At 68.5% G+C, this 21,623-nt stretch carries 25 protein-coding genes and 1 tRNA gene; 14 read left to right on the top strand and 12 right to left on the bottom strand.

Features of this window, described 5'->3' with window-relative positions; genetic code table 11:
- Nucleotides 1-34: 34 nt before the first annotated feature.
- The 5 genes from accC to N0B51_RS12470 form a co-directional block, all read right to left on the bottom strand.
- Nucleotides 35-1,384, bottom strand: coding sequence for an acetyl-CoA carboxylase biotin carboxylase subunit (gene accC, locus N0B51_RS12490; RefSeq protein ID WP_259962752.1), 1,350 nt, complete (start codon nt 1,382-1,384; stop codon nt 35-37).
- Between the two features lie 7 nt (nt 1,385-1,391).
- Complete coding sequence (accB, locus tag N0B51_RS12485) at nt 1,392-1,880, bottom strand: acetyl-CoA carboxylase biotin carboxyl carrier protein (protein WP_259962751.1); 489 nt, start codon at nt 1,878-1,880, stop codon at nt 1,392-1,394.
- 67 nt (nt 1,881-1,947) lie between these two features.
- Entirely contained in the window at nt 1,948-2,385 is a 438-nt protein-coding gene (locus N0B51_RS12480) for a type II 3-dehydroquinate dehydratase (protein WP_259962749.1), read from the bottom strand.
- A 32-nt stretch (nt 2,386-2,417) separates the two neighbouring features.
- A complete protein-coding gene (locus N0B51_RS12475; protein WP_259962748.1) occupies nt 2,418-2,738 on the bottom strand; it encodes a hypothetical protein in 321 nt (106 codons plus the stop codon).
- 72 nt (nt 2,739-2,810) lie between these two features.
- Nucleotides 2,811-3,224 (bottom strand): holin family protein, encoded by a 414-nt coding sequence (locus N0B51_RS12470; RefSeq protein WP_259962746.1) that lies wholly within the window; start codon nt 3,222-3,224, stop codon nt 2,811-2,813.
- A gap of 137 nt (nt 3,225-3,361) precedes the next feature.
- Here N0B51_RS12470 and N0B51_RS12465 point away from each other — a divergent pair, with 137 nt between their 5' ends.
- Complete coding sequence (locus N0B51_RS12465; RefSeq protein WP_259962743.1) at nt 3,362-4,405, top strand: LacI family DNA-binding transcriptional regulator; 1,044 nt, start codon at nt 3,362-3,364, stop codon at nt 4,403-4,405.
- 3 nt (nt 4,406-4,408) lie between these two features.
- Here the strand turns inward: N0B51_RS12465 and N0B51_RS12460 are convergent, their stop codons facing one another.
- A complete protein-coding gene (locus tag N0B51_RS12460; protein WP_259962742.1) occupies nt 4,409-4,873 on the bottom strand; it encodes an Lrp/AsnC family transcriptional regulator in 465 nt (154 codons plus the stop codon).
- 117 nt (nt 4,874-4,990) lie between these two features.
- Between N0B51_RS12460 and N0B51_RS12455 the strand changes: the two genes are divergently transcribed.
- The gene (locus tag N0B51_RS12455; RefSeq protein WP_259962740.1) at nt 4,991-5,233 is read left to right on the top strand and encodes a DUF6356 family protein; all 243 of its coding nucleotides are present in this window, start codon (nt 4,991-4,993) and stop codon (nt 5,231-5,233) included.
- Between the two features lie 48 nt (nt 5,234-5,281).
- Here N0B51_RS12455 and N0B51_RS12450 read toward each other — a convergent pair whose 3' ends face one another.
- Together N0B51_RS12450 and N0B51_RS12445 are read right to left on the bottom strand one after the other, a co-directional pair.
- Complete coding sequence (locus N0B51_RS12450; protein WP_259962739.1) at nt 5,282-5,596, bottom strand: hypothetical protein; 315 nt, start codon at nt 5,594-5,596, stop codon at nt 5,282-5,284.
- 142 nt (nt 5,597-5,738) lie between these two features.
- Nucleotides 5,739-5,815 (bottom strand) — tRNA-Pro (locus tag N0B51_RS12445).
- A 210-nt stretch (nt 5,816-6,025) separates the two neighbouring features.
- Between N0B51_RS12445 and yajC the strand changes: the two genes are divergently transcribed.
- Genes yajC through secF form a run of 3 tightly spaced genes read left to right on the top strand, consistent with a single transcriptional unit; the run spans nt 6,026 to nt 8,961 of the window.
- The gene (gene yajC, locus N0B51_RS12440; RefSeq protein WP_259962737.1) at nt 6,026-6,349 is read left to right on the top strand and encodes a preprotein translocase subunit YajC; all 324 of its coding nucleotides are present in this window, start codon (nt 6,026-6,028) and stop codon (nt 6,347-6,349) included.
- Nucleotides 6,350-6,368: 19 nt separating this feature from the next.
- Nucleotides 6,369-7,967 carry a protein translocase subunit SecD gene (gene secD, locus N0B51_RS12435; protein WP_259962735.1) on the top strand — a complete coding sequence of 533 codons (1,599 nt, stop codon included), beginning with the start codon at nt 6,369-6,371 and terminating at the stop codon, nt 7,965-7,967.
- Nucleotides 7,968-7,983: 16 nt separating this feature from the next.
- Nucleotides 7,984-8,961 (top strand): protein translocase subunit SecF, encoded by a 978-nt coding sequence (secF, locus tag N0B51_RS12430; protein ID WP_259962734.1) that lies wholly within the window; start codon nt 7,984-7,986, stop codon nt 8,959-8,961.
- On the opposite strand, the gene N0B51_RS12425 is transcribed toward secF, so the two are convergent.
- Entirely contained in the window at nt 8,958-10,142 is a 1,185-nt protein-coding gene (locus N0B51_RS12425) for a glycosyltransferase (protein WP_259962732.1), read from the bottom strand. The two genes, secF and N0B51_RS12425, sit on opposite strands and share 4 nt — an antisense overlap.
- Nucleotide 10,143: 1 nt before the next feature.
- Nucleotides 10,144-10,716: a helix-turn-helix domain-containing protein gene (locus N0B51_RS12420; RefSeq protein WP_259962730.1), complete on the bottom strand. Its 573-nt coding sequence runs from the start codon at nt 10,714-10,716 to the stop codon at nt 10,144-10,146.
- Between the two features lie 86 nt (nt 10,717-10,802).
- Between N0B51_RS12420 and N0B51_RS12415 the strand changes: the two genes are divergently transcribed.
- The gene (locus tag N0B51_RS12415) at nt 10,803-11,273 is read left to right on the top strand and encodes a DUF6456 domain-containing protein (protein ID WP_259962728.1); all 471 of its coding nucleotides are present in this window, start codon (nt 10,803-10,805) and stop codon (nt 11,271-11,273) included.
- Nucleotides 11,274-11,325: 52 nt separating this feature from the next.
- On the top strand, nt 11,326-11,826 hold the full coding sequence (locus N0B51_RS12410) for a GNAT family N-acetyltransferase (RefSeq protein ID WP_259962726.1): 501 nt from the start codon (nt 11,326-11,328) through the stop codon (nt 11,824-11,826).
- A gap of 24 nt (nt 11,827-11,850) precedes the next feature.
- Here N0B51_RS12410 and N0B51_RS12405 read toward each other — a convergent pair whose 3' ends face one another.
- Nucleotides 11,851-13,662: an ABC-F family ATP-binding cassette domain-containing protein gene (locus N0B51_RS12405; protein WP_259962724.1), complete on the bottom strand. Its 1,812-nt coding sequence runs from the start codon at nt 13,660-13,662 to the stop codon at nt 11,851-11,853.
- 113 nt (nt 13,663-13,775) lie between these two features.
- Here N0B51_RS12405 and N0B51_RS12400 point away from each other — a divergent pair, with 113 nt between their 5' ends.
- The 5 genes from N0B51_RS12400 to N0B51_RS12380 all read left to right on the top strand — a co-directional run bounded on the left by N0B51_RS12400 (nt 13,776) and on the right by N0B51_RS12380 (nt 17,584).
- Nucleotides 13,776-14,495, top strand: a complete 720-nt coding sequence (locus tag N0B51_RS12400) for an SIMPL domain-containing protein (RefSeq protein ID WP_259962722.1) — start codon at nt 13,776-13,778, stop codon at nt 14,493-14,495.
- 69 nt (nt 14,496-14,564) lie between these two features.
- Nucleotides 14,565-14,870: a PepSY domain-containing protein gene (locus N0B51_RS12395; RefSeq protein ID WP_259962721.1), complete on the top strand. Its 306-nt coding sequence runs from the start codon at nt 14,565-14,567 to the stop codon at nt 14,868-14,870.
- Between the two features lie 87 nt (nt 14,871-14,957).
- Complete coding sequence (locus N0B51_RS12390) at nt 14,958-15,638, top strand: response regulator transcription factor (RefSeq protein WP_259962720.1); 681 nt, start codon at nt 14,958-14,960, stop codon at nt 15,636-15,638.
- 97 nt (nt 15,639-15,735) lie between these two features.
- Nucleotides 15,736-17,061, top strand: a complete 1,326-nt coding sequence (locus N0B51_RS12385; protein ID WP_259962885.1) for a sensor histidine kinase — start codon at nt 15,736-15,738, stop codon at nt 17,059-17,061.
- Between the two features lie 271 nt (nt 17,062-17,332).
- Nucleotides 17,333-17,584 carry a hypothetical protein gene (locus tag N0B51_RS12380; protein ID WP_259962719.1) on the top strand — a complete coding sequence of 84 codons (252 nt, stop codon included), beginning with the start codon at nt 17,333-17,335 and terminating at the stop codon, nt 17,582-17,584.
- 196 nt (nt 17,585-17,780) lie between these two features.
- Here N0B51_RS12380 and N0B51_RS12375 read toward each other — a convergent pair whose 3' ends face one another.
- Nucleotides 17,781-18,083: a chorismate mutase gene (locus N0B51_RS12375; RefSeq protein ID WP_259962718.1), complete on the bottom strand. Its 303-nt coding sequence runs from the start codon at nt 18,081-18,083 to the stop codon at nt 17,781-17,783.
- Between the two features lie 65 nt (nt 18,084-18,148).
- Between N0B51_RS12375 and N0B51_RS12370 the strand changes: the two genes are divergently transcribed.
- Together N0B51_RS12370 and hrpB are read left to right on the top strand one after the other, a co-directional pair.
- Nucleotides 18,149-19,165, top strand: a complete 1,017-nt coding sequence (locus N0B51_RS12370; protein ID WP_259962717.1) for a polyprenyl synthetase family protein — start codon at nt 18,149-18,151, stop codon at nt 19,163-19,165.
- 30 nt (nt 19,166-19,195) lie between these two features.
- The gene (gene hrpB, locus N0B51_RS12365; protein WP_259962716.1) at nt 19,196-21,622 is read left to right on the top strand and encodes an ATP-dependent helicase HrpB; all 2,427 of its coding nucleotides are present in this window, start codon (nt 19,196-19,198) and stop codon (nt 21,620-21,622) included.
- The last annotated feature ends 1 nt before the right edge of the window (nt 21,623 follow it).

The following is a 21,623-nucleotide window of genomic DNA, read 5'->3' as shown; positions in this document are numbered from 1 at the left end:
TTTGCCAACACCGGGCCGCGGCGTTCGCAACCGGTCAGGACGCGCGCTCCTTGAGCCATTCCTCGAGCCACTTGATCGAGTAATCGCCGCTCAGCACGTCGGGCTGGCGGATCAGTTCCTGGTGGAGCGGGATAGAGGTCTTCACCCCTTCCACCACCATTTCCTCCAGCGCGCGGCGCAGGCGCATGATGCACCCTTCGCGCGTGCGCCCGTAGACGATCAGCTTGGCGATCATGCTGTCATAGTACGGGGGGATCCGGTAGCCGGCGTAGAGCCCGCTATCGACCCGCACGTGCATCCCGCCCGCCGCGTGGTACGCCGAAACCAGCCCCGGCGAGGGGGCGAAGGTCCACGGGTCCTCGGCGTTGATGCGGCACTCGATCGCGTGGCCCTTGAACGCGATCTCGTCCTGCGTGACCGACAGCGGCTTGCCGTCGGCGACGCGGATCTGCTCGCGGACGAGGTCAAGCCCGGTGATCGCCTCGGTCACCGGGTGTTCGACCTGCAGGCGGGTGTTCATCTCGATGAAATAGAACGCGCCGTTTTCCCACAGGAACTCGATCGTGCCCGCGCCGCGATAGCCCATGTCGGCCATCGCCTTGGCGCAGACGTCGCCCATGCGCGCCCGGTCCTCGGGCGTGATGACGGGCGAGGGCGCTTCCTCGAGCACCTTCTGGTGGCGGCGCTGGAGCGAGCAGTCGCGCTCGCCGAGGTGAATCGCGTTGCCGTTGCCGTCGCCGAACACCTGGAACTCGATGTGCCGCGGATTGCCGAGGTACTTCTCGATGTAGACGGTGGCGTCGCCGAACGCGGCCTTGGCCTCGCTGCCGGCCTGCTTCATCAGCGTCTCGAGCGTGTCCTCGCTCTCGCACACCTTCATGCCGCGGCCGCCGCCGCCCGAGGCCGCCTTGATGATCACCGGATAGCCGATGTCGTCGGCGATCTTCTTCGCTTCCTCGAAGTCGCTGACCGCGCCGTCGCTGCCCGGCACCAGCGGCAGGCCGAGCCTGCCTGCCGTGCGCTTGGCCTCGACCTTGTCGCCCATCGTCACGATGTGTTCGGGCTTGGGGCCGATCCAGGTGATCCCGTGCGCCTCGACGATCTCGGCGAACTTGGCGTTCTCGGACAGGAACCCGTAGCCCGGGTGGATCGCGTCGGCCTGCGATATCTCGGCGGCCGAGATGATGGCCGCGACGTTGAGGTAGCTGTCGGTCGCGCTGGGCGGGCCGATGCACACCGCGTGGTCGGCGAGGCGGACGTGCATCGCGTCCGCATCGGCGGTCGAATGCACCGCGACCGTCTCGATCCCCATCTCATGCGCGGCGCGGTGGATGCGCAGCGCGATCTCGCCGCGGTTGGCGATCAGTATCCGAGAGATTCCCATGGCGTGCTCAGCCGATCACGACCAGCGGCTGGTCGTATTCGACCGGCTGGGCGTTCTCGACAAGGATCGCCTTGATCGTGCCGGCCTTGTCGGCGGTGATCGGGTTCATCACCTTCATCGCCTCGACGATGACCAGCGTGTCGCCCTTCTTCACGCTGTCGCCCACCTTCACGAACGGCGCGGCGCCCGGTTCGGCCGACAGGTAGACGGTGCCGACCATCGGTGACTTCAGCGCACCGGCGACATCGGCCGGTGCGTCCGCCGCGGGAGGCGTCGCCGGGGCGGCGGGCGCCGCCTGCGGAGGCGGCGGAGCCATCGCGACAGGCGCGGCCATCGGAACGCCGCCGCCGCGCGCGACGCGGACCTTGCGGTCGCCGTCCTCGACCTCGATTTCGGTAAGGCCGGTCTCGGCGAGCAGCTCGGCGAGCTCGCGAACCAGCTTGGTGTCGACGTTCATGCCCGAGCTACGCCCGGCGGCGCCCTTTGTTTCGGCCATCTTTGCCTCTTGCTATGTCAGGCGGGTGCCTATGCGCGGGGCGAGCCGCGCTGGCAAGGGGAGGACGCTAGAGCGCGGCCGCCTTTTCCAGTGCCACGACATAGCCGTGGGCGCCCAGCCCCTTCACCTCGTCCACCGCCGCCATGCCGACATAGGACACATGGCGGAACGCCTCACGGGAGGACGGGTCGGACAGGTGAACCTCTATGACCGGCACGCCGATCGCGCGAATCGCATCGAGCAACGCGATCGAGGTGTGGGTATAGGCGCCCGCGTTGAGCAGGACCGCCTTCGCCCCGTCGGCGCGCGCCTCGTGCAGCCAGTCGACGAGGTGGCCCTCGTGGTTGGACTGGCGCACGTCGACCTCCAGCCCCAGTTCGCGCGCACGGTCATCGAGCATCGCCGCGATGTCGTCGAGCGTTTCCGAGCCGTAGATCTCCGGCTCGCGCGTGCCGAGTAGGTTGAGGTTAGGGCCGTTGAGGACGTAGACGAGGTTCGAAGCCATCTGCCTCGCTTAGCGGGGACCCGGCCGGGCCGCTAGAGCGTCGCGAGTACCGTGTCGGTCTCGCGGGCCGGTGCAGTCGATTCAGCCGACAACGGCTCGAACGAATGGCCGCACAGCGTCAGGTCGGACAGGCCGCCAAGGTGGAAGAAGCCAAGCGCGGGAGCCTCGTCGATCCTGCGGGCCTTCGCCGGATTGGCCGCGCGCAAGTAGGGCGTGCCGTTGCGATCGACGAGCTGGTGGGGGTGCAGTTCGACCTCGGCGCCGTTGTAGCGCGCCTTGATCGCCGCCCTGCGCTCGATTGCGAGGGTGCAGAGCGCGATCCTGGTGACCGTGTCGTCGGCTGGATTGTGCATTGCAATATAATAGGTCTGGCGAGCGTTGGTTCCAGCCCCGATTTAGCTGGCAGCGTGGCTGCCCAAGGGCCGTCAGTTGTCCACGCCTTTGATCTTCCCCCACTGCCGCGCGGCGGTGTAGCCGAGGTAACCGGTCCCGAAGAGCGCGTAGAGTTCATCCGGCAGGCCGCGCAGGTAGGCGGTCATCGCGCCCGCGATGCGCCCGGCGGCGTCGGGGAGGAACAGCGACAGCAGCCCCACCGGCAGGGCGAACAGCAGCATCGCGTACATCACATAGAGAAAGCTCGGGCGCGCGCGGCTGGTCCACGGGTCTGGCGACTGCGCCTCGGTGACGATCGCCGAGAGGCGCGCCTCGATCTGTCTCAGATCTTGCGTGCCCTGCAATTCGATCAAGGCCAGCTTGGCCTTCGCGCGAGCCTCCTTATCCGGAATGATCTTGTCGATGATCGAGGCGATGGGGCCGACAAGGGTTTCAAGGACGGGCATGGGACACAATCTCCTGATTCGACCCGAAACTAACCATATCGGTTCGTGTAGGAAAATGCTTTTGCCAATCGCGCTCCCGCATTTGCGTTGACACCGGGCGCGGGTCTTTCCAAGAACCGCGGGCGACAAGGGCGTGCGTGAAACGCCCTAACAGTGCGGAGGGACGGGTGCGGCGCAGCCGGGTGACATCGTTCGACGTGGCCGAGGCCGCGGGCGTCAGCCAGTCGACGGTCAGCCGCGCGCTCGCCGGGTCGCCTTCGATCACCGACGAGACCCGTGCCCGCGTCGAAGCGGCGGCGGCAAGGCTGGGCTACCACGTCGATGCCCGCGCCGCCCGGCTCCGCAGCGGGCGCACCGGGACGCTGGCGATCGTCGTCGTCGGACGGACTGGCTTCGACCCGACGCGGGTGAGCGGGTTTCACTACGCGCTGCTCGGCAGCACCTGCGCGGCCGCCGCGGAATGCGGATACCAGTCGCTCGTGTCGTTCCAGTCGGACCCGGGCGAGTTCGGCTGGAACTACTTCGCGCAAGGCCAGGCAGACGGGCTCGTCGTCATGGGCACGAGCGTCAACCGGGCGGCCTGGGCGGACTTGCTGAAAACCGACCCGGAAGGCCCGGTGGCGGTCTGGGGCGCCCCGCACGACGACGGGCGCTGGGTCCGGGCCGACAATGCCCGCGGCGCGCAGCTCGCGGTCGAACGGCTGGTTAACGCCGGCTACCGCCGGATCGGCTTTCTCGGCACCGTCGATTCCGAGCATCCCCAGTTCGCCGAGCGGTATCAAGGCTATCGCGAGACGCTGATGCACAGCGGGCTCCCTGCGATCGAGCCATTCGACGTTTCCGGGGCCGACCGGGTGGCCGGGGGGCGCGAGGCGATCGAGCGGCTGCTGGCTTTGCCGGAGCCTCCCGATGCCGTCTTCGCCGCCAACGACGCGATCGCCCTCGGCGCGCTCGAGGCGCTTGACCGCGCGGGCGTGCGCGTGCCGAACGATTTCGGGGTTGTCGGCTTCGACGGGCTTGCCGCCGGCGTCCACGCGCATCCGCCGCTGACCACGATCGAGCCTGACTTCGCCGAGGCGGGCCGGGCGCTCGTCTCGCGCATCTTCGACCCCGAAGGCGAGCCGACCCGCCGCGTGCCGGTCCAGCTCATCGAGCGGGGCAGCGTTCGTCCCGCGCGCTGATTTTCAGGCGGGGCGGGGCAACGCGGTCGTCGCCTTCATCGCCTCCATCGAGAACGTCGAACTGACGTCGCTCAGTCCCGGCACCGCGGCGATCAGGCGCTGGTAGATGCGGTCGTAGTGAGCAATGTCGCGCACCGCGATCTTCATCAGGTAGTCGACTTCGCCGGCCATGCGGTGGCACTCGAGAATCTCGGGGATCGACGCGATCCCGTCGGCAAACGCCTTGAGCCACTCGGGATCGTGGCGGGTCGTGCGGATGGCGACGAACACCGTCGTCGGCAGTCCGGCCATGACGGGGTCGAGCAACGCCACCCGGCGCGCGATGACGCCGGCCTCCTCCATCCGCTTGATCCGCCTCCAGCACGGGTTGGTCGACAGCCCCACGCGTTCTCCGATGGCCTGGATTGGCAGCGCGGCATCGCGTTGGAGCTGCGCGAGTATCGCCCAATCGATAGAATCCAGTTTCACGAAGTGCGTCCTTTGCAGAATGCAATTGCATGAATCATACATCAAGCGGCGCAATTTGGGAACCAATTCGCAACACGTTGCGATAGGATGATCGCGTTACAAGGCTGGAGAACGCAGATGCCCGTGCGCGACCTGTTCACCCGACACCCCGCCTCGGTGGGCGAAACATATGGCGAGCACCTGGTTCATGCGACGGGTTTCGGGGTCAGGATGATGCTGGGCGGACTCGCCTGCGTCCTACACGGCCTGCTGCCGTTCCTGTTCGTGCGGACGGGAAGCCGGCAGATTTCCCGGCTGCACGGGGCGATGGTGACGGGCCGCGCGAAACCGCTGCCGGGGGTTCGCGATTTCGTGATCTGACCGGGGAGGAGGACGAGATCGGGTTCACCTCCCCGGCAGGACCGGCTCCTAGGGCTTGCGCAGGAACCAGTCGCTGGTGAGAATCTCCAGCCTGCGATCGGTGATGAACCATGCCTGTTCCACCGGATCGTAGTCGCAGCTGAACGCCCTGGTCAGGAAACTGGAGACGTCTCCCCGGCGCGAAAAGAAATTCGGAAACCGCTCGAGCAGCGAGGGCGCGTCTTCCGCCGCGAACTGCGCGATGGCGGATTCGCAGGCCCCGCGGCTGGCATAGGGCGTTTCCAGATTGTTGAGGTGGTTCGCCATTGCCGGCGCGCCCACGAAAAGCGCGCCCAGGGCGAGCGCGGGTGTCAGGTATCGCATCACAAACCTCCGTATCGATGACAAGGGCGACCCGGCGCGGCCGCTGTTCGACACGGTATCGAGACGGCCGGCCATGCCCATGATGGTGGGCCGATGGTTTGCCGATGTTTCGCCGAGGTTGTTCGCGGGTGGGGGTTGCCACTGGTCGGGACGAGAGGATTCGAACCTCCGACCCCCACACCCCCAGTGTGGTGCGCTACCAGGCTGCGCTACGTCCCGTGACCAGTGGAGCGCGCGCCTATAGGTCGGCGTCTCGGGCATGGCAAGCGGCCTGTCGGCACTGTTGCGCGCGCGCCACGGCGCCGGGTCGATTGCCCTTGTGAGGCGATGCTGCTAGGCGCCCGGCCATTGCCGCCGGCGGGCCTTATCCTATCTGGACTTGGCCCATCTTCCGGCGCACCATATTCGTTCGAACGGACCGACAAGACGATGCTCGATATCCTCGCTGCCGCCACTCCCGCGGCCGCGCCCCCCGTCTGGATCAGCTGGCTGCCCATCGTGGGCATGATCGCGATCTTCTGGTTCCTGCTCATCCGGCCCCAGATGCGCCAGCAGAAGGCGCACCGCGAAAAGGTCGCCGGCCTCAAGAAGGGGGACCAGGTGGTCACTGCCGGTGGCCTCGTCGGCAAGGTGGTCAAGGTCGATGAGCATTACGTCGACCTCGAACTGGGCCAGGGCGTCCGGGTCAAGGCGGTCAAGGCGACCATCGGTGACGTGATCCCGCCGGGCGGCACCGCCGCCGCCAACGACTAGACCGGGGCTCGCGAAACCCATGCTCGATTTCCCGCGGTGGAAGAAGATCTGGCTGTGGAGCCTGATCGTTGTCGTATCGCTCGCTTCGCTGCCTTCGCTCGCCTCGCTGTCGGGGCAGCACTGGCCCGACAGCCTGCCCGATCCGGCGGTCAATCTCGGCCTCGACCTGGCGGGCGGCAGCCACATCCTGCTCGAAGCCGATGCCAGCCAGATTGCGGCCCAGCGGCTCGAGACCATGGAGGAATCGGTCCGCACCGTTCTGCGTCAGGCGGAGCCGGCGATCCGCATCGGCGACGTCTCGACCCAGAACAACCGTCTGAGCTTCATGGTCGAGAGCGCTGCCGACGTGGACCGCGCGCGGGAAGCGGTTCTCCCGCTCGTCAACGGGACCGGGCTGACCCGCGAATGGTCGCTGTCGGTAGTGGACGAGACGCGGTTCGTGCTGACCCCGACCCAGCAGGGCCTCGCCGACGCGCTCGACCAGGCGATGGACAGTGCCAAGGACGTCATCGACCGCCGCATCAACGCGATCGGCACGCTCGAGCCGACCATCATCCGCCAGGGTGATACGCGGATCGTGGTCCAGGCGCCGGGCCAGCAGGATCCCGAGGCGCTCAAGGCGCTGATCGGGCAGACCGCGAAGCTCGAATTCAAGCTCGTCGACCTCAACGCCCTGCCGAGCGACATCCAGGCCGGAATTGCCCCGCCGGGGAGCCAGATCTACCCCTATGCCGACGGCTCGGCCAACGCCGGCCAGGCGGTCGCGGTCCGCCGGCTCGGCGGCATCAAGGGCGACAACCTCGTGGGCGCGCAGCAGGGGTTCGATCCGCGCGACAACTCGCCGGTCGTCAATATCCAGTTCGACCAGCAAGGGGCCGCCAAGTTCGCCCGGCTGACGACGCAGAACGTCAACAAGCCGTTCGCCATCATCCTCGACGACAAGGTGCTTTCCGCGCCCAATATCAACGAGCCGATTCGCGGCGGCACCGCGCAGATCTCGGGCGGGTTCACCGTCGAAAGCGCCAACCAGCTCGCGATCGCGCTGCGCTCGGGCGCCTTGCCGGTCGACCTCAAGGTGATCGAGGAGCGGACCGTCGGGCCCGATCTGGGCGCCGATTCGATCCGCCGCGGCCTCGTCGCGCTGGGCGTGGGCACGGTGCTGATCCTGCTGCTGATGATCGTCACCTACGGCCGGTTCGGACTCTACGCCAACGCGGCGCTGATCCTTAACGTCCTGATGATCCTGGGCATCATGGCGGTGATGAACGCCACGCTGACCCTGCCGGGCCTAGCCGGTTTCGTGCTGACCATCGGCGCCGCGGTCGATGCCAACGTGCTGATCAACGAGCGAATCCGCGAGGAACGACGACGCGGGCGAAAGGTGCTCGCCGCGGTCGAGACCGGCTACAAGGAAGCGAGCCGCGCGATCTACGACGCGAACATCACCAACGTCATCGCCGCAACGCTGCTGTTCCTCTTCGGCCAGGGACCGGTGAAGGGCTTCGCGGTCGTCCTCGTCATCGGCGTCGCGACCTCGATGTTCACCGCTGTCACCATCACCCGCATGTGGTTCGCCGGCTGGCTCCGCCGCACGCGGCCCGCCGACCTGCACATCTGATCCGGGAGCAAGGCACATGAAACTCCTCAAGCTCGTTCCCGACAACACCAACATCCATTTCCTGAAATGGCGGATGCCGTTCTTTGTCGTGTCGGGACTGCTGATCGCAGCGAGCTGGGCGCTGGTCATCGTCAACGGCCTCAATCTCGGCGTCGATTTCGTCGGCGGGCAGATGATCCGGGTGACCTTCGTCGGCCAGAACGACGCCCCGGTCAGCGAGATGCGCCGGGAGATCGCCGGCCTCGGCTATGGCGATCCGATCATCCAGCGGTTCGGTCAGCCGAACGAGGCTTCGATCCGGATGAAGCTGCCCGAAGGGTCGGACCGCCAGCCGGACCTCGCCAACACGATGGCCGAGCGGATCACCGGTGCGCTCAAGGCGGCGCATCCCGGCATCCGCATCGACGGCGTCGATTCGGTGTCGGGCAAGGTTTCGGGCGAGTTGTTCCAGACGGGCCTGATGTCGCTGCTGTTCGCGATGATCGCGATCTCGATCTACATCTGGGTCCGGTTCGAATGGCAGTTCGGGGTCGGCGCGCTGTTCGCGCTATTCCACGACGTGTCGCTGACTCTGGGGATGTTCGCGATCACGGGGCTCGAGTTCGACCTCAACATCGTCGCGGCGATCCTGACCATCATCGGTTATTCGCTCAACGACACGATCGTGGTCTATGACCGCATCCGCGAAAACCTGAAGAAGTATCGCAAGATGCCGCTTCCCGAGCTGCTCGACCTGTCGGTCAACGAGACGCTGGCGCGCACGGTGATGACCTCGCTGACGCTGCTGATCGCGCTGATCCCGCTGCTGTTCTTCGGCCCCGCCAGCCTGTTCGGCATGGCCGCCGCGATCACGCTGGGCATCTTCATCGGCACCTACAGCTCGATCTACATGGCGGCACCGCTGCTGATCTGGTTCGGGGTGAAGAGCGACAGCTTCGTGCCCGCGGCGGATGTCCCGGACAAGGCGGAACGGATCGCGCGCGGCGAGGCCTAGGCCAGCAGCCCTGCGTAGTAGCTTGCCAGCGCGGCGCCGTTCGCCTGCCAGCTGAACCGCTGGGCGAGGGCAGCAGTGTCTGCGCGTGCGGGCGGCTCATCCAGAATCAGCCGCACGCCGGCCGCGATCGCCTGCGGGTCGCGCGCGACAATGACGCCGGCCTCGGGCGCGGTTACGACCTCGCGCGCACCGCCCGCGTCGGTGATCACCAGCGGCGTGCCGCAGGCGAGCGATTCGACCCAGGCGTTGGCGAGGCCCTCGCTGGCCGACGGCAGGACCATCGCATCGGCGGCGGACAGCACGAGCGGGAGCAGGTCGTGGTCGAGGCTGCCGAGAAAGTGCACCCGGCCGGCCACCCCGCGGGTTTCCGCGAGGCGGCGCAGCCCGGCCTCATCCTCGCCGCGGCCGACCAGGAGCAGGACTGTATCGGGCGGCAGGTCGCCCAGCGCCTCGATCACCAGCGCCTGTCCCTTGCGTTCGATCAGCGCGCCCACCGTCGCCAGCACCGGCACGCCGCCGGGCAGGTCGATGGCCAGCTCGCGCCCCAGCCGGCGGCGCAACTGGGCGTGCTGGAGAGGGCGGAACCGGTCGCGATCCAGCCCGGTGTAGTGCAGGGTGATCTTGTCCCGCGGAAGGCCGATCGCGGCCATGTCGTCGGCCAGGGCGCCGCAGACCGCGAGCAACCCCGCCGCCTGTGCCCCCGCGGCCAGGATCTGTCGCCGCGCGTCCGCCCGCGCGCCCCAGTAGTGGACGTCCGCGCCACGCGCCTTGATCGACAGCGGCAAGCCAAGTTCCGCGGCGATGCGCGCGGCGGCGGGACCGTCGGGGTAGAAGAACTGTGCATCGACGAGGTCGAACGGTGACCTGGCGTGGAGCTGGCGGGCGAGCGGCAGGACCTTGCGCGCGATGAGCTGCGGATTGAAGCGCGCGCCCCAGCGCGGGATCGTCCGGAAGGTTTGCCGGTGCACCTCGACCCCGCGCTCGAGGCCGCTCGTCGCCGCCGCCTTGAGCGCGGCGTAGCGGCCCAGCGCCAGCGGGGGCAGCGCGATCGGATTGATCACCGTCACTTCCCAGCCATCGCGGCCGGCGAGCGCCTCCAGGCTGCGCGCGACGAACGTGCCGAAACGGGGCGCAGCGGCATTCGGGTAGAGCGTCGCGATGGAAAGAACGCGGCGCGTCATGTCAAAGCGGCCGGACGAGCATCTCGGCAACCGCGATCCACGCCGGGTCTTCGACAACCTGCTGTTTCTGGCCAGCGCCGACCGGCAGCACGCCGACCCGGTTGCCCTGGCGGTCGATCAGCCGGCCGAAGGCGAACCGTCCCCCTTTCCTGGGCACGAGAACGTCGCGGTTGATCGCCTGCCCGGCCTCGGCAGGGTCGATCTGGCGCAGCCAGAGGTGGTCGCCCGCGCGGTATTCTCCCGCGCTCGCCTCGATCGCAAGGACGACGCGGATATCGCCGCCACCCAGCTCCGTCGGGAGCAGCGCATCGCGCGCATTCGCCAGTGCCTCGGGACCCGCATCGCCGAGCGCCGCGACGACCTGCGCGCGGGCGGTCGCCTCGGACCGGACCAGTGTTTCGGGGTCGACCCCGAGCGCCGCCGCGATGCGGTCCATCCACTTGATCGACAGGTTCCGCATCCCGGTTTCGAGCCGCCCGATGGTCTGCGGCGTGGTGGGCGGGACGCAGGCTTCGGCAAGGTCGGCCAGCGTCATGCCCTTCTCGCGCCGGATGTCGCGGATGCGGTTGATCATGGGTGATTCCTAACCAGATTGGTTTTTCACTTTCCTACAGGTAACCCCATTTGGCAAGCGACGATTCGACAGAAGGAGAACGTCGAATGCGCCAACTCGCCGAACGCGAACTCACCAGCGAAGGGCCCCGCCGGGCGGCCGGGGTAAGAGCGAAGGCTCGCTCGGTCACCGTCAATCTCGCCGAATCGCCGCTTGCCTGGCTCCATGCCCGGGGTCATCTCGACGCGCGGCTGTTCGACGCCGGCGAACGCCTGCGCGCCGATTACGAGCGTGCCCAGCTTGCGCCGCGCGTGACCATGCGGTGGGACCCTGTGCGTGGGAAATCGACCGGGGACACGGGTCTCACCCCCGGAGAGAGGCAGATCGCCGCCAAGGCGCGCTTCGACGGCGCGCTCGCCGCTGCAGGCAGGGGTCTTGAAGACGTGCTCTGGCGCGTGGTCTGCGCGGGTGAGGCGCTGGCCGACGCCGAGCGCGCGCTTGCCTGGCCGGCGCGCAGCGGCAAGCTGGTGTTGCGGCTGGCGCTCGACCGGGTAGCTGATTTCTATCGCATCGCGTGAACGGGCGCCCGGGGCTGGTCAACTGAGAGGCGTTCGGCCAGACCCCGCGCGAATGATCCGGCGCGGCTCCCTGGAAACCGAGAGACTGTCGATCCGCCCCTTCGTCCAGGCGGACGTCCAGTTCCTCGTGCGCCTCTTCGCCGATCCGCGGGTCGCGCGCTTCGTCGGCGATGGCAGCCCCCTCGCGCCGGAGGACGCGCGGCTGTGGGTGCGGCGGTCGGCCGAAAACCTCGCGCATCATGGCTATGGAACAGGCGCTGTGATCGAACGGGCGAGCGGAGACGCGGTGGGCTGGGCGGGTTTCGCGCGGCCGGGCGACGGGAGCGAGGAGATCGTCTACGGGCTCGCTGCGAGCCGATGGGGTAAGGGTTACGGCGGGGAAATCGTCGATGCCCTTGTCGGCTTCGCCCTCGAGCGCGGCATTGCCCCGCTCCGCGCCACGGTGGACGAAGCCAACGCCGGTTCGATTGCCATTCTCGAGCGGCGCGGATTTCGCCTGGCGGCACGCGATTACGGAGGGGAGGCTGGCTCCCTTCTGTATCTCAGGAACTGAGCGCGCCCATCGGACGCGGCGATCCTAGCCCTCGACCAGTTCCGCCAGCTCCAGCCACCGCTCTTCCGCCGCTTCCTTTTCCGCACGCGCGTTCGCCACGCCTTGCGTGATGGTGGCGAAGCGCTGCGGGTCGCGGGCGTAGAGGTCGGGATCGGACAGGATGTCCTCGCCCCGGGCGATGGCCCTTTCGAGTTCCTCGATCCGCGCCGGAAGCAGGTCGTAGTCGCGCTGGTCCTTGTAGGACAGCTTGGTCGCGCGCGGCGGCGCGGAGGGCGGAGGTGGCGAGGCGGCGGGATCGGCCCGGACCGGGGCCTTCGCTGCCGGCGCGGTGGCCGCGCGCCGCTTCGCCGCCCAGTCCTCGTACCCGCCGGCGACGACATCGACCTTGCCGCTGCCGTCGAGGCCCAGCGTCATCGTTACCGTGCGGTCGAGAAAGTCGCGGTCGTGGCTGACGATGAGGACGGTGCCGTCGTAGTCGGCGATGACCTCCTGCAGCAGGTCGAGTGTTTCCAGGTCGAGGTCGTTGGTCGGCTCGTCGAGCACGAGCAGGTTCGACTTGCGGGCGAATTCGCGCGCCAGCAGCAACCGGCTGCGTTCGCCGCCCGAGAGCGTGCCGACTTTCGCATCGACGATTCCGGGATCGAACAGGAATTCCTTGAGATAGCCCTGGACGTGCTTCTTGCCATCGCCGACCTCGATCCAGTCGCCGCCTTCGGCGAGGACCTGGCGCACGGTCTTGTCGGGGCTCATCAGGCTGCGCTGCTGGTCGATCATCACGCCGGTCAACGTCCTGGCGATCGTCACGCCGCCGCTGTCGGGCGCCATCTCGCCGGTCAGCAGCTTGAGCAGCGTCGTCTTGCCCGTGCCGTTCGCGCCGACCACGCCGATCCGGTCACCGCGCTGGATGCGCAGCGACAGGTTGCGGATGATCTTCCGGTCGCCGAAGCTCTTGGATACGTCCTCCGCAACGATCACGGACTTGGACTTGAAGTCCTCCTCGACCGTCAGCTGCAGCTTGGCGGCGCCCCGCGGTCCGATCATCGCGGCGCGTGCGCTGCGCATCTGCCACAGTTTCTCCAGCCGGCCCTGGTTGCGCTTGCGGCGCGCGGTGACCCCGCGTTCGAGCCAGTGCGCCTCGATCTTGAGCTTGGCATCGAGCCGCTCGGCGTTGCGCGCCTCTTCCGCGTAGACCTGCTCTTCCCAGGCCTCGTATCCCCCGAAGCCGACTTCCTTGCGCCGCAGCGACCCGCGGTCGAGCCACAGGGTCGAGCTGGTCAACCGCTTGAGAAACGTCCGGTCGTGACTGATGACGACGAACGCGCCCTTGTAGCGGCCGAGCCAGTCCTCGAGCCAGTCGATCGCGGCGAGGTCGAGGTGGTTCGTCGGCTCGTCCATCAGCAGCAGGTCGGGCTCCTGCGCCAGCGCGCGCGAAATCGCCGCGCGGCGTCTTTCGCCGCCGCTCGCGCTCACCGCGTCGCGGCCCATATCGATACCGAGCTGACCGGCGATCGCCTCGACCTCGTGCGCCGCGGGCGGGTGCTCTCCGGCCAGCGCCCAGTCCATCAGCGTCGCGTGGCCGCTGAAGTCCGGCTCCTGCTCGAGCAGGACGATGCGGGTGCCCGGCTTGACCTTGCGCAGGCCCCTGTCGGCCTCGATCCTGTCGTCGATCAGCTTGAACAGCGTGGTCTTGCCTGCGCCGTTGCGGCCGATCAGCGCGATCCGGTCGCGCGGGCCGATGTGCAGGTCGAGCCCCCCGGTATCGGGACCGCCGAACAGCCAGCGCCCGCCCTGTTGCAGGCCGAGACCTTCCCAGCTGAGGATCGGAGGCTGTGCCATGGCGCGCGGCCCTAGTCGGCAAGCGAGGCTGGAACAACCATGTTCCTTGGCCGGTTCACCGGTGCGTAATCGCCGCAAGCGCAGCGTGACTATCGAAAAGGAGCTCCCAGCCCATGATCCGCAACGCCATTCCCCTCACGCTCGCCGCATCCATCGCCATCGCCGCCCCGGCTACCGCGGCCGACATCCAGGTTGCCGCGCAGGGTCCGCTGGTCGAACTGTCGGTTACCGAAACGGTGAAGGGCAAGCCCGACGTGGCGGATGTCGGCGCGGGCGTGACCACCGATGCGCCGACCGCGGTCGAGGCGATGCGCCTCAACGCGCAGGCGATGGATTCGGTGATCGCGAAGATCAGGGCGCTCGGCGTCGATCCCGACGACATCCAGACCACCGGCATCAACCTGGGTGCGCAGTACGACTACGACCAGCAGCGCCAGCGGCAGGTGTTCCGCGGCTATCGTGCCGCGAACCGGGTCAGCGTCACCTTGCGCGACATCAAGCGGGTGGGGCCGGTGCTCGACGCGCTGGTCGCAGCGGGCGCCACCGACCTGTCCGGCCCGAACTTTTCCATCGATGACGATACTTCGCAGCGTTTGCAGGCGCGCAAGGCGGCGTTCGACAAGGCGCGGGCCCAGGCCGTGCAGTATGCCCAGTGGAACGGCTACACCGGCGTGCGGCTGCTGTCGGTGAGCGAGGCGGTCAATCCGGGTCGTCCGATCCCGATGGACGGCATGGTCCGCGCGCAAGCGATGGAAGCGAAGGCCACCCCTGTCGAACCCGGCCTCGTCGGCACCGCGGTCACGGTGAACGTCACCTACGAGATGACGCGCTGATCCCTGAACGGATCGCCGCGCGGGCATTCACGGGTTGTTCAATGCCCGCGGCCTAGTCATCATCGCACCATGACCAAGCCTGCCGCCCGTTTCCTGTCGCTCCTTGGCGCTGCCGCGCTACTCGCGCCGGCCGCGCCCGCGCTGGCCCAGCGCAACGACCAGGGCGAGGCGCGCAAGGAAATGCGCGCCGGCAATGTGCTGAGCCTGCGCGAAATCGAGGGCCGGGTGCTGCCGCAAATGCGCGGCACCGAATATCTCGGCCCGGCGTATGATTCGACGGCGATGGCCTACCGCCTGAAGTTCATCAAGGACGGCCGGGTCACCTATGTCGACGTCGACGCGCGCACCGGACGGGTGCTGGGCGTATCGCGCTGATCCCCCGAAGGAAACCGCAGCGTCGGTTGACGCGTTCATCTTCAGCGCCCACATCCGGGCGGAGAAGATAACAGGGACCACCCCTCCATGCGCATCCTGATCGTCGAGGACGAGCCGACCCTCGGCAAGCAGCTCAAGTCCACTCTCGAACAGAACGGTTACGCGGTCGACCTTTCGACCGACGGCGAGGACGGCCATTTCCTCGGCAGTACCGAGGAATACGATGCCGTGATCCTCGACCTCGGCCTGCCCGAGATCGACGGCCTCACCGTGCTCGGGATGTGGCGCAAGGAAGGGCGAAAGTTCCCTGTCCTCGTGCTCACCGCGCGCGATTCGTGGTCGGACAAGGTCGCCGGGCTCGACGCCGGGGCCGACGACTACCTCGCCAAGCCGTTCCAGACCGAGGAACTGATCGCCCGCCTGCGCGCGCTGATCCGCCGCGCCTCGGGCAACACCTCGAGCGAGCTCACCGCCGGTCCCGTCCGGCTCGACACGCGTTCGGGCCGCGTCACGCTCGACGGCGAGCCGGTCAAGCTGACCGCGCAGGAATACAAGCTGCTGAGCTACCTGATGCACCACAAGGGCAAGGTGGTCAGCCGCACCGAACTGATCGAGCATATCTACGATCAGGACTTCGACCGCGATTCGAACACGATCGAGGTGTTCGTCACCCGCATCCGCAAGAAACTGGGTGCCGATGTGATAACGACGATCCGTGGACTCGGTTACAGCCTCGACGACCCCGACGAGCAGCCCCGCGCGAACTGAGCCGGCGTCTCCGGCCGCGCCCCTCGAGGGTGCGGGCGAGGGCCCGGTGACGGTCGCGCCGGCTGTTCCGGCACACACCGGAAGCCTGTCGCGGCGGATGATGCTGATCGCGTTCGGCTGGATTTCGATCCTGCTGCTCGCCGGCGGCTTCGCGCTCGACCGGACGCTGACCAACCTCGTCGAGAAGAACTTCGACGACCAGCTCGGCTACATGCTCACCGCCATGATCGCCTCGGCCGAGATCGCCTCGGACGGCGAAGTCTATTTCATCCGGCCCTTGGGGGACCAGCGCTTCCTCGAGCCCAACAGCGGCCTCTACTGGCAGATCAGCGGCGAAGGGCACGAGGATTATCCAAGCCGCAGCCTGTGGGACCGGACGCTGCAAGTGCGCCACGACCACGCCGATTCGGCCACGCACATCTACGATTCGAACCAGTTTCCGGGGGAACCGCTGCGGGTCGCCGAACGCTCGATCAAGCTGCCCGGCAGCGACGTGCGATGGTGGTTCACGGTGGCGGCCAGCCGGGGCGAGCTTGATTCGCAGCTCAGCCGCATCCGCTCGATTCTCGGCTGGAGCTTTGCGGTGCTCGGCCTCGGCCTGTTCACGATGGCCATGCTGCAGACGTGGTACGGCCTCGGTCCCTTGCGCGGGGTGCGGCTGGCGATCCAGCACATGCGCGCGAGCGGACGCAACCGGGTGACCGATCCGCTCCCGCTCGAAGTCCAGCCGCTTGTCGAGGAGCTGAACGGGTTGCTCGCGCATTCCGAACGGCAGGCTGAAGAGGCGCGCACGCACGCGGGCAACCTGGCTCACGCGCTCAAGACCCCGCTGACGGTCATCAACAACGCAGCGACCGCGCACGCGCCGGACCTTCCGGCGACGGTGATCCGCGAGGCGGGGACGATGCGCCGTCATGTCGACCATCACCTCGCGCGGGCAAGGGCGGTCGGGCGCCGCGCGGTCGGCCATGCGGCGACACCGGTGTGCGAAAGCGCCGAAGCCGTCCGGCGCGCGGTCGAGCGGCTCTATCCGGAGGTGCGCTTCGACCTTGCCGGCAATCGCGTGGCCAGGGTCGCCATCGAACGGCAGGACCTCGACGAGATCCTCGGCAACCTGATCGAGAACGCCGCCAAGTACGGCGGAGGCAGCGTGTTCGTCACCGTCGATGCCGAACCCGAGGAGAGCGCCTGCGTCATCTGGGTCGAGGACGACGGCACGGGGATTCCCGAGGCCGAGCGCACGCGCATCTTCGATCGCGGTGCGCGGCTCGACACCGGCAAGCCGGGCACCGGCCTGGGCCTGGCGATCGTCCGCGACGTGGCTGAGATCTATGGCGGCGGCGTGACGCTGGGAGAAAGCGAGGATCTTGGCGGATTGCTCGTCCGGCTCATCCTGCCGCGGGCCGCAAGCGTCACTGCCTGAACAATCAAGCGCGGGTTCAGTTTGAGTTAAAGCCGCGTTGAGTACTGGCATTTCCCGATTGAAGATCAGTTCAAACGGGAGAGATTTATGCACCCCCTTGCCGTCCGCGCCGCCGTCGTTGCGATCGCCGGGCTTTCGCTGGGAGCATGTTCAGCATACGGTCCGGACGGTTACGGTTACAGTCGGGTCGCCGTGGGATACAGTTCAGGATATTATTCAGATCCGTATTACGGATGGTATGATGGATATTATTACCCCGGGTCCGGATACTATGTCTGGGACCGTCAGGGATACCGCCACCGTTGGTCGAACCGGCATCGGCATTACTGGACGGCCCGCCGAGGTGATCGCCGGGTCCACGACAACTGGAGCGGCTACCATTACCGTCGGCGGGGCGATCACCACGCCGCGACTGGGGTTCGCCATCATGACCGGCGCGCCGCCACCGATCGCTATCGCTACCGAGACCAGCGTTCGCACGCGCATGGCGAACGGCGTTACGGTGGCCGCCGACCGGCGGTGACGCGGCACCACGGCGGCGGGCATGGCGATGCGGAGGCGCCGCGCCGCTACCGCGAAACGCGGGCCGAGCGGCCCTCCCATTCCCGCGGCAACGATGCTCGCAGCGACCGGCGCGGCAAGCGCGAGCGGCACCGCGGCAAGCACCACAAACGTGACGATTGAACGGGTTCAGCCCGGTCCGCTTACCGGCCAGGCGGTCAGCCCCGCGCGCGCTCGTGGTGGCGGATCACTTCGTCGATCACGAAGCGGATGAACTTCTCGCTGAACTCGGGATCGAGCTCGGCTTCCTCCGCCAGCGCGCGCAGGCGCTGGATCTGCGCTGCCTCGCGGGCAGGGTCGGCTGGGGGCAGCGCGGCCTTCGCCTTGTACTCCCCGACCGCCTGGGTGATGCGAAACCGCTCGGCGAGCATATGAATGAGCGCCGCGTCGATGTTGTCGATGCTCTTGCGGAAGCCGGCGAGGGTCTGATCGGGGGTCGTCTGATCGGGTATCTGAGCCATCGGGCGCCCACGATAGCGACGATTCCACGCTTGCCAAGCTACCCGGCGATCCGCAAAGCCGCCGCATGACCGCCGACATCGTTCCGCTGAAGCGCGCAGGGGCAGCGCCCTCGCTCGATCCCATGCTCGCGCTCACCGCGCCGGGGATGAACGCGGTCAACGCGGTCATTCTCGACCGCATGCAATCGAAGATCCCGCTGATTCCCGCGCTCGCCGGGCACCTGATCTCGGGCGGCGGCAAGCGGCTGCGCCCGATGCTCACGCTCGCGGGGGCCGAGCTGGTGGGGTACAACGGCACGCGCCACCACCGGCTCTCGGCCGCGGTCGAGTTCATCCATACCGCCACACTGCTGCACGACGACGTCGTCGACGGCAGCGACCTCAGGCGCGGCAAGGCGGCGGCCAACATCGTCTTCGGCAACCCGGCGACCGTGCTGGTCGGCGATTTCCTGTTTTCCCGCGCGTTCGAGCTCATGGTCGAGGACGGCAGCCTGAAAGTGCTCAAGATCCTCTCGAACGCCAGCGCGGTGATTGCCGAAGGCGAGGTCGACCAGCTCACCGCGCAGCGCCAGATCGAGACGAGCGAGGAACGCTATCTTGCGATCATCGGCGCCAAGACCGCCGCGCTGTTCGCCGCCGCCAGCCGCATCGCCGCGGTGGTCGCGGAATGCGACGAGCGGCGCGAGCAGGCATTGGACGACTATGGCCGCAACCTCGGCATCGCCTTCCAGCTCGTCGATGACGCGATCGACTACGATTCCGACGCGAGCACGATGGGCAAGGCCCGCGGCGACGACTTCCGCGAGGGCAAGATGACCCTGCCGGTCATCCTCGCCTATGCCCGCGGAACCGAGGACGAGCGCAGGTTCTGGCAGTCCGCCATCGCCGGCCACAAGACCGACGACGAGGCGCTCGAGCAAGCCGCGCATCTCATCGCGAAGCACGACGCGCTGCTCGCGACCCGCGAGCGCGCCCGCCACTTCGCCCAGCGTGCGATCGATGCCCTGTCGATCTTTCCCGACGGCGCGGCGCGTCAGGCGATGGCCGAGGCGGCCGAGTTCGCCGTCGCGCGCGGGTATTGAGCCGCGCTCGCTTGCGCTAGGGCGCCGGTAGTGAGCGCCAGTCTCCCGATCCACGCGGTCCTGCCGGACCTGCTCGCGGCCCTGCGTCATGCGCCCGGGGCGGTCTTGATCGCACCGCCGGGAGCGGGCAAGACCACTGCTGTCGCGCCGGCACTGCTTGGCGAGCCGTGGTGCACGGGGCAGGTGATCGTCACCTCTCCCCGCCGGGTCGCGGCGCGGGCAGCAGCCGAGCGCATGGCCGAGCTGCTCGGCGAGCAGCCGGGCGAGACGATCGGCTACGCGACCCGCATGGACACCCGCCAGTCGGCACTGACCCGCGTCCTCGTCGTGACCGAGGCGATCCTCGTCAACCGGCTGCTCGAAGATCCCGAACTGACCGGCGTTTCGGCGATCCTGTTCGACGAAGCGCACGAGCGGCACCTCGACGGGGACCTCGGCCTTGCCCTGGCGCTCGAGAGCCAGGCCGTGCTGTGCGAGGACCTGCGCCTGGTGGTCATGTCCGCGACGATCGACGGCGCGCGGTTCGCCGGGTTGCTGGGCGAGAATGCGCCCGTGATCGAGAGCGCTGGCAAGGCGTTCCCGTTGGAAATCAGGTGGTTGGGATCGGCTCCTCAGAAGCGGATCGAAGACGCGATGACCGATGCGATCGTGGCCGCCTGGCGCGGTTCGGACGGCGACGTGCTCGCCTTCCTGCCGGGCGTGGGCGAGATCGAACGGACGCGCGAACGGCTGGCCGAGCGGCTGCGTGACGCGGCAGTCCTGCCGCTGCACGGCCAGGTCGAACCCGCCGGGCAGCGCGCCGCGATCCGCCGCGATCCGCACGGCCGGCGCCGGGTGGTGCTGGCGACGAGCATCGCCGAGACCTCGCTCACGCTCGACGGTGTGTCGGTGGTGGTCGACAGCGGCCTCGCGCGGCGGGCGGAATTCGACAAGGCGGCGGGCACCACCCACCTCGTCACCGGCCGGGCGAGCCAGGCCGCCGCGGCCCAGCGCGCGGGGCGCGCGGCGCGGCAGGGGCCGGGCGTGGCCTATCGCCTGTGGGAGGAGGCCGCGCACCCCGGTCGCCCGCCGTTCGACCCCCCCGAGATGCTGACCGCAGACCTCGCCCCGCTGGTGCTCGCGCTGGCGCAGTGGGGGGCTGGCGATCCCGCCGCGCTGCCGTGGCTCGACCCGCCGCCCCCGGCCGCGCTCGCTGCCGCGCGGGGCCGGCTCGCGGCGCTGGGCGCGCTCGACGCGGATGGGCGGATCACGGGTCGCGGCCGAAAGCTCGCCGCGCTCCCGCTCGATCCGGCCCATGCGGCAATGATCCTCGCCGGGGCGGAGCGCGGCGCTGCGGTCGAGGCGGCGCGGATCGCGCTGCTGTTGCAGGAACGCGGTCTCGGCGGGCGGGGCGAGGACCTTGGCGCCCGTCTCCAGCGCTGGAGCGCCGACCGAAGCCCGCGCGCCGAGGCGAGCCGCAGGCTCGCGGCCGGCTGGGCGCGCAAGGCGCAGGACCTCGTCTCCGCCGGCCGTCGCGAGGAAGCCCCGGCCGCAGTCCACCTCCTCGCCGGATTGCCCGACAACCTCGCGCGGCGCCGGGATGGCTCGGGCGAACACTGGCTCTCGGCCGGCGGGCGCGGTTACCTGCTCGATCCGGCAAGCCCGCTCGCGCGCGCCGAATGGCTGGCGATCGGCGACGCGCAAGGAGCGGCGAAGGGCGCGCGGATCACGGCTGCGCTGGCGCTCGAAACGGCGGAGGTCGAGCGCTGGCTGGGCGAGCGGATCGAGAAGCGCAGCGTCCTGAACTGGACGGGCGATCGGGTCGAGGCGCGGCTCGAGCGGCGGATCGGCGCGATCACGCTCGCCGCGGGTCCCGACCCCGCGCCGGACGCCGGGGCAGTTGTGGATCTTCTTGTGGAAAAGGCGCTGGATAACCTGTCGAACATAGTGCCCCGCGATCTCGTGGCGCGCGCGCGGTTCGCGGGCGTCGGCGCGCTAGACGAAGCGGCCCTGCGCGCGGCGGCCGACCTGTGGCTCCGCCCGCTGCTGGGCGGACGCCGCGATCTCGACCTGCCGCGCGGAAAGGTCGTCGATTCGCTGCTCGGGTTGCTCGACTGGAACGCGCGATCGGCGCTCGACCGGCTCGCCCCCCGCGAATTCGTCAGTCCCGCGGGGACCGCGCACCCTATCGACTACGCCGCCGACGACGCGCCGAGCGTGGAGGTCCGCGTGCAGGCGCTGTTCGGGCTCGATTCGCAGCCGATGATCGGAAGCACGCCGCTGCTGCTCAAGCTTACCAGCCCCGCCGGTCGCCCGATCCAGTCGACCCGCGACCTGCCCGGGTTCTGGCGCGGCAGCTGGGCTGAGGTGAAGAAGGACATGAAGGGCCGCTATCCCAAGCACCGCTGGCCCGACGCGCCGTGGACCGAAAAGCCGAGCCTGAAGACCAAGAATACCTTCCAACGGTCGGAAGGGTGAA

This window comes from Tsuneonella litorea (genome assembly GCF_025154015.1).
Lineage (GTDB): Bacteria > Pseudomonadota > Alphaproteobacteria > Sphingomonadales > Sphingomonadaceae > Tsuneonella > Tsuneonella litorea.
The sequence above is the reverse complement of the archived record's forward strand: the minus strand, read 5'-3'. Positions and strand labels throughout refer to the sequence as shown.

Bases quoted from the DNA above. Each gene is read 5' to 3' on its own strand.
- N0B51_RS12405 (WP_259962724.1), bottom strand. From the start codon at position 13,662: ATGGCACAGCCTCCGATCCTCAGCTGGGAAGGTCTCGGCCTGCAACAG.
- N0B51_RS12385 (WP_259962885.1), top strand. From the start codon at position 15,736: ATGATGCTGATCGCGTTCGGCTGGATTTCGATCCTGCTGCTCGCCGGC.
- N0B51_RS12455 (WP_259962740.1), top strand. From the start codon at position 4,991: ATGCCCGTGCGCGACCTGTTCACCCGACACCCCGCCTCGGTGGGCGAA.
- N0B51_RS12395 (WP_259962721.1), top strand. From the start codon at position 14,565: ATGACCAAGCCTGCCGCCCGTTTCCTGTCGCTCCTTGGCGCTGCCGCG.
- N0B51_RS12480 (WP_259962749.1), bottom strand. From the start codon at position 2,385: ATGGCTTCGAACCTCGTCTACGTCCTCAACGGCCCTAACCTCAACCTA.
- accC (WP_259962752.1), bottom strand. From the start codon at position 1,384: ATGGGAATCTCTCGGATACTGATCGCCAACCGCGGCGAGATCGCGCTG.
- N0B51_RS12420 (WP_259962730.1), bottom strand. From the start codon at position 10,716: ATGATCAACCGCATCCGCGACATCCGGCGCGAGAAGGGCATGACGCTG.
- N0B51_RS12425 (WP_259962732.1), bottom strand. From the start codon at position 10,142: ATGACGCGCCGCGTTCTTTCCATCGCGACGCTCTACCCGAATGCCGCT.
- N0B51_RS12470 (WP_259962746.1), bottom strand. From the start codon at position 3,224: ATGCCCGTCCTTGAAACCCTTGTCGGCCCCATCGCCTCGATCATCGAC.
- N0B51_RS12400 (WP_259962722.1), top strand. From the start codon at position 13,776: ATGATCCGCAACGCCATTCCCCTCACGCTCGCCGCATCCATCGCCATC.
- N0B51_RS12375 (WP_259962718.1), bottom strand. From the start codon at position 18,083: ATGGCTCAGATACCCGATCAGACGACCCCCGATCAGACCCTCGCCGGC.
- accB (WP_259962751.1), bottom strand. From the start codon at position 1,880: ATGGCCGAAACAAAGGGCGCCGCCGGGCGTAGCTCGGGCATGAACGTC.
- yajC (WP_259962737.1), top strand. From the start codon at position 6,026: ATGCTCGATATCCTCGCTGCCGCCACTCCCGCGGCCGCGCCCCCCGTC.
- secD (WP_259962735.1), top strand. From the start codon at position 6,369: ATGCTCGATTTCCCGCGGTGGAAGAAGATCTGGCTGTGGAGCCTGATC.
- secF (WP_259962734.1), top strand. From the start codon at position 7,984: ATGAAACTCCTCAAGCTCGTTCCCGACAACACCAACATCCATTTCCTG.
- N0B51_RS12380 (WP_259962719.1), top strand. From the start codon at position 17,333: ATGTCTGGGACCGTCAGGGATACCGCCACCGTTGGTCGAACCGGCATC.
- N0B51_RS12450 (WP_259962739.1), bottom strand. From the start codon at position 5,596: ATGCGATACCTGACACCCGCGCTCGCCCTGGGCGCGCTTTTCGTGGGC.
- N0B51_RS12475 (WP_259962748.1), bottom strand. From the start codon at position 2,738: ATGCACAATCCAGCCGACGACACGGTCACCAGGATCGCGCTCTGCACC.
- N0B51_RS12370 (WP_259962717.1), top strand. From the start codon at position 18,149: ATGACCGCCGACATCGTTCCGCTGAAGCGCGCAGGGGCAGCGCCCTCG.
- N0B51_RS12390 (WP_259962720.1), top strand. From the start codon at position 14,958: ATGCGCATCCTGATCGTCGAGGACGAGCCGACCCTCGGCAAGCAGCTC.
- N0B51_RS12415 (WP_259962728.1), top strand. From the start codon at position 10,803: ATGCGCCAACTCGCCGAACGCGAACTCACCAGCGAAGGGCCCCGCCGG.
- N0B51_RS12410 (WP_259962726.1), top strand. From the start codon at position 11,326: ATGATCCGGCGCGGCTCCCTGGAAACCGAGAGACTGTCGATCCGCCCC.